The organism is Endozoicomonas ascidiicola (genome assembly GCF_001646945.1).
Classification (GTDB): Bacteria; Pseudomonadota; Gammaproteobacteria; order Pseudomonadales; family Endozoicomonadaceae; genus Endozoicomonas; species Endozoicomonas ascidiicola.
The window spans coordinates 244,725-250,337 of record NZ_LUTV01000004.1 but is presented as its reverse complement, the minus strand read 5'-3'; the positions used below and the strand labels follow the sequence as shown (position 1 = coordinate 250,337).

At 46.2% G+C, this 5,613-nt stretch carries 6 protein-coding genes; all 6 read left to right on the top strand.

The annotated features are described in order from the left end of the window. On the top strand, window positions 1–768 hold a 768-nt coding region (locus tag AKL11_RS11855), incomplete at its 5' end, for a transposase (protein ID WP_157673570.1). A 572-nt stretch (window positions 769–1,340) separates the two neighbouring features. Then, window positions 1,341–2,606: a RidA family protein gene (locus AKL11_RS11850; protein ID WP_067517644.1), complete on the top strand. Its 1,266-nt coding sequence runs from the start codon at window positions 1,341–1,343 to the stop codon at window positions 2,604–2,606. 413 nt (window positions 2,607–3,019) lie between these two features. Next, complete coding sequence (locus AKL11_RS11845) at window positions 3,020–4,474, top strand: aminoacyl-histidine dipeptidase (RefSeq protein WP_067517642.1); 1,455 nt, start codon at window positions 3,020–3,022, stop codon at window positions 4,472–4,474. A 253-nt stretch (window positions 4,475–4,727) separates the two neighbouring features. Further along, a complete protein-coding gene (locus tag AKL11_RS11840; RefSeq protein WP_067517640.1) occupies window positions 4,728–5,033 on the top strand; it encodes a DUF134 domain-containing protein in 306 nt (101 codons plus the stop codon). Window positions 5,034–5,045: 12 nt separating this feature from the next. Next, window positions 5,046–5,297: a NifB/NifX family molybdenum-iron cluster-binding protein gene (locus AKL11_RS26630; protein ID WP_067517638.1), complete on the top strand. Its 252-nt coding sequence runs from the start codon at window positions 5,046–5,048 to the stop codon at window positions 5,295–5,297. Window positions 5,298–5,346: 49 nt separating this feature from the next. Further along, the coding region (locus tag AKL11_RS11830; RefSeq protein WP_172807279.1) for a transposase at window positions 5,347–5,613 on the top strand (267 nt) is incomplete at its 3' end.

Genomic DNA, 5,613 nt, shown 5'->3' with positions numbered 1-5,613 from the left:
AGCTTTGCTGATCATGATGCCCGGATGATGAGCAAGAAAGGCTACTGTGAATACAGCTACAACCCTCAAATCAGTGTCGATGCTGATAACCAGATTATTGTTGGCCAKCATGTCAGCCAGCAAGCCAATGACATTCAGGAAGTGGAACCCGCATTAGATGCTCTGGCCGACGCGACTGACGGCGCTGCTGTGGATAAAATGAGTATGGATAATGGCTATTTTTCTGGCCCGAATCTACATGCCGTGGAGCAGCGCAATATTGATGGTTATATAGCGACGGATAGAGCAGAAAAGTCAGCTASTGAAGGGCTTGAGGCGTCTGATCGAAAGTTTGTCAAAGCGGATTTTATCTATGACGCTGAAGCGGATGAATTTCTCTGTCCAGCCAATCAACAGTTAATAACGAACCCGAACAGCAAAGCCAAACGAAAAAGTTATCGAGCCAGTAAAGATGTCTGCAGGGAGTGCTCTTACCGCTCGAGGTGCAGTGGTTCAAAAAAGGAGGCGGGCAGAGTTATCCGTACGGATAAGTTCGAGGCCATACGCCAAGCCATGAACAAGAAAATGGAAACCACTGAAGCAAAGGCAATATACGCACATCGTAAAGTCATCGCTGAGCCACCGTTTGGTCAGATAAAAAATTCTGGTTTCAAGAGCTTTAGTCTGAGAGGTAAAGAGAAAGTAGCGGCAGAGTTTTCGCTGGTATGTTCGGCGCATAACATGAAAAAAAATGGTGAAAGTAGCATCAACGGGGTTAATCCGTCTTGATGATTTGAAAAAGGTTAAAAATGCAGCATAAATGCCTTAAAAAGGCCTGAATATGAGTAAAGTGGAAAATTAAGGTCTAAATGCTGATCATTATTTGAGCGCTTTCAGGTTGAGCTGGTTTTAGGAGAGCTAACCGGGCTATTCTCGGTCAGCCTCCTAGAATTCAGCACCCGTAGAAAAGATACAATGAATTTATTAATCAGCTGGTCAAAACTGTCTGGTTTTTTACCGCCCATTGGTAAATTCAATCGTTTATTGAATAAAAATTCAAAAAGAAGAAAGCATGCACCACTTACATTTCGAGATGACAGCTTTTAAATAGACAACTTTTCATCCCCCACAATAAAAAAACCCATTTAACAATGGTGGATTTCAACAAATTGTTGATACTCGATGACAAACATCAATATTGTTTTTGATAAAAATAAGAACCACCGCTGTATTCTTGACTCATATTCATCTCAGGATTAGAACATAAGTTCTCATCGTATCGACCTTAATTAGAACCAGAGACTTTTCACCTGCGATGAGATTTCACCGACCAGAATTATCTAAAACAGGAGAATATCGGTATGAGCGGCAAAATCATCAAGCATTCCAGAAACACAGAAAAAGCACCATTAAATGCCTTTTCTACCCAGTCTGTGGCATTTTCCCATTACAACAACATTTCAGCTCAGTTACCTGTAAACCCTGTCACCGGCGAAATCATTTCTGCTGATATTAAAGAACAGGCGAAACAATGTCTGGATAATATTAAAGCGATTGTTGAAAGCGTTGGTCATATTATGTCCGACGTGGTCAAAATCAATATTTATGCAATTAACATTACTGAACTTGCCGCAATCGATGAAGTGTATGCCACCTTCTTTCAGGGCTATCCTCCGGTAAGAACTTCATTAGCCGTTGCCGCTCTGCCAATGCAAGGTGCTCGCGTACAAATGGATGCACTGATTTCCAACGGTGAAGGCACTCACCCACAAGCGCCTTGCGATCTTGTCAAAGTTGCTGGTAATACGCCGAATGCGCCTCAAAGCCCTTTCTCTACGCAAACCGTCGCTTTTTCCCATTACAACAACATTGGTGCGCAATTACCGATCGACCCCACCACCGGCAATAAAGTCATGGGGGGCATTAAGCAACAGACCAAGCAGTGCCTGAAAAACATCAAGGCCATTTTGGAAAGCATTGACGTGCCTTTCGACGATATCGTGAAGTTGGGCATTTTCGTTCGTAACGCTGCAGATGTTGACGCCGTCAATGACGTTTTCAAAACCTTCTTCCCGGATTCTGCCATCGCCAGAGCCGTAGGTTATGTTCCTGCACGCTCTGTTGTGGTTACTTCTGGCTTACCGATGGATGCTCTGGTTCAAATCGATGCCGTCGTTTCCCACGGCGACGGTACACCGCCACAGGCCGTTGAAGATCGTCATGGTATAATCATCAAGGCACGTAACACCAATGATGCTCCAACCTCGGCGTTATACACACAAACCGTCGCCTTCTCTCACTACAACCATATTTCTGCACAGCTGCCTGTTGATCCGACAACCAGCGAGATCGTCAAAGGCGATGTAAAAGCACAGGCTGAACAGTGTCTGCAAAACCTCAAGGTGATTGTAGAAAGCATTGGTCATGTGATGGATGATATGGTGAAAATCAACATCCAGCTGAAAAATATTGATGATGTTGACGTAGTAAGTGAAGTGTATAAAACCTTCTTCAATGGTGATCTTCCGGCAAGGACGGTTTTCGGTGTTTCCGATATCCCTATGAGCGCACTAGTTCAGATCGACGCGGTGATCTCAAATGCCGAAGGCACACCTCCGCAAGCATAACTCGCCGGGTGAGGTTGCCGCGAAAGCCCTGGTTCCCATGCGGAGAAAGGGTGTCGCAAAACCCCAAACATCTCGTTCCCATGCTTTGCGTGGGAATGCATAGCCTTTAATTACAATGGGTTAGAAGTATGGGTTCCCACGCAAAGCATGGGAACGAGGTTTCTGGAGTTTAGCGGCATCCTCGGGGTTTGATCTGGAGAAGTAAGTAGTTCATCAAACGACTCTCGTTTGGGCTTCATGAGTGTATTCATGAAGCTCAAACTGATTTTCACCTTTCTGATAAATTCATGACCCAGAGCAATACGAGCCAAAAACGGCATTGATGTTTTGTGCCAATATCCCCACTATTGCTCCTCTCAGCTATCAAAAAACAACCAATATAGCAGTCAACATAACTAGCACTGGAGTCTTTAATGAGCGCTATCCATGAACTGCAGCCCCATGCTCTATGGCAGCACTTTGCAGCGATTTGCGACATCCCACACCCTTCTTTTCACGAAGATGAAATCCGCGAGCACCTGATCGGTTTTGCTAAAGCGCACAACTTGGAATGTCAGACCGACTCTGCAGGGAACGTCATCATTCGCAAGCCAGCCACTGCCGGAATGGAAAACCGTGTCGGTGTCGTACTTCAGGGTCACATGGACATGGTGCCTCAGAAAAATAGCGATACAGTTCATGACTTCACCACAGACCCAATCAAAGCCTATATCGATGGCGACTGGGTAACCGCAGAAGGCACCACACTCGGCGCAGACAACGGCATGGGCATGGCCGCCGCTCTGGCCGTTCTGGAATCCAAAGACCTTCAACACGGCCCGATTGAAGCGCTGTTCACGGCAACGGAAGAAACCGGCATGATCGGAGCGCAGGGTCTTGAACCTAATACGCTGCAAGGGAAAATCCTGCTGAACCTCGACACAGAGGATGAAGGCGAGCTTTACATCGGCTGCGCCGGCGGAACCCGTGTCGAAGTGAAGGGCAAATACACGACAGAAGAAGTTGATAATGGATCAGTATTTAAGACTCTTACCATTTCCGGATTAAAAGGCGGTCACTCCGGCTGCGATATTCACCTTGGTCGCGGTAACGCGATTAAGCTGTTGGCGCGTATTATTCAGCGCCTGGAAGCCGAAGGTATTCGTATTGCCAGCCTGACTGGCGGCTCCCTTGCCAACGCCATTCCGAGAGAAGCTTCAGCGGTTATTGGAATTCCCGCAACCTCTTTGGCTGCCTGTGAAAAGATTGTTGATCTGATCAACAGCGACATCACTGCAGAGCTTGCAGAAGTTGAGTCTAACCTGTCCATCATCATGGCTGATGCTGAGCCAACCAGTGAACTGATGTCGCTCCCCGCTCAAAACAACTGGATTGCCGCAATCAATGCCTGCCCTAATGGCGCTCAACGAATGAGTGATTCCATTGAGGGCGTTGTGGAAACTTCGCTGAACATCGGCGTGCTGAATATCCGTGAAGGACAAATCTTTGTTCATATTCTGCCAAGAAGCCTGGTAGGAAGCTGCAATGACGCCATTAATGATTCAGTAGCTGGCCTGTTCAAGCTATTGGGTGCTGAAGTGGTCTTTTCTGATAGTTACCTGGGCTGGAAGCCAAATGCCAATTCACCGATTCTGGCAACCATGAAGCAGGTATATCTGGACCTGTTTGATAAAGAAGCCGGAGTTCAAGTGGTTCATGCCGGTTTGGAATGCGGCCTGCTGGGCAGCAAATACCCCGAGTGGGATATGATCTCCTTCGGCCCAACCATCCGCTTCCCTCATTCTCCGGATGAGAAAGTGCATATCCAAAGCGTCGCCCGTTTCTGGGATCTTCTGGTAGCAACTTTGAAGGTTATTCCTGAAGCGTAGTATCACAACTGCTGATCCTGGTATTTGCCAGGATCAGTTCTAATCTATATGTTTCACACCGAATTACACACCCAATGACCTTTATTAGTCATTGAATTGATAAAAACCATCCTCTGTACCAAGCCTGAAATAACTAAAGTGCAGAGCACTATACTTCTAAAAGCCTTGTCATAGATCAACACCATTACTGGCATATGCCAATAATATATTCCCCACACTCATTATCTTTATTTTCATTATCTTTATTTTCATTATGGCCAGACCAAGAAAAGAGCGGCGAATTTCTTGCCGCCCTGCATTCAGCTGCTTCAAGCCTAACGGTGTTGCGATGGGGGAACTATCCGTCATATCACTGGCAGACGATGAGCTGGAGGCATTAAAACTGGTGGATATGGATGGGCTTAGTCATCAGGATGCTGCCAATGAACTTGGCGTATCCCGACAAACGTTGGGAAATATTGTTGCAGCGGGAAGGCAAAAGGTAGCGAGTGCACTGATTAACGGGTTTGCCCTGGAATTAAGTTCTGACAACCAAAACGTTGATCACACTACTCAATAAGAGGTATTTGTCATGGCATTGGCAATCGCAGTAACACCAAACCACCAAATTTCAGGTCATTTTAAACAGTCTACAGGCTTCATGGTCTATAACGATGATGGGCATTTAATAACTGAGCTTGCAGTCACAGCCCTTAAACCTCGAGGTTGCCATCTTCAAAAGGCACTTCAAGCACAACTGACTGAGCTCAACGTTGACAGCGTTGTGTTAGGAAAAATAGGTCGGCGCTCATTACAGCGGTTTCTAGGAGCCTGTCGGACTTAGAACAACTTTTGAGTATAATACCCGCAAGATCGTAAAAGACAGCCAGCCAATGAACAAATGGACTTTCAGACCCATTGACCGAGACATCCCTGACTTTTTTCCTGCCACTGTTCWGGATTATCTGCCAGAGGTGCATCTTGCTCGCTTTGTTGTAGAGGTGGTTGAGCAGCTAGACCTCACACCTTTGATCAGCGCCTATAAAGGAAGGGGTTCTAAAGCCTGGCATCCATCCCTCATGCTGTCGTTATTGTTCTATGGATATGCAACAGGTGTCTTCTCCAGTCGCAAACTGGAGAAAGCAACTTATGACTCCATC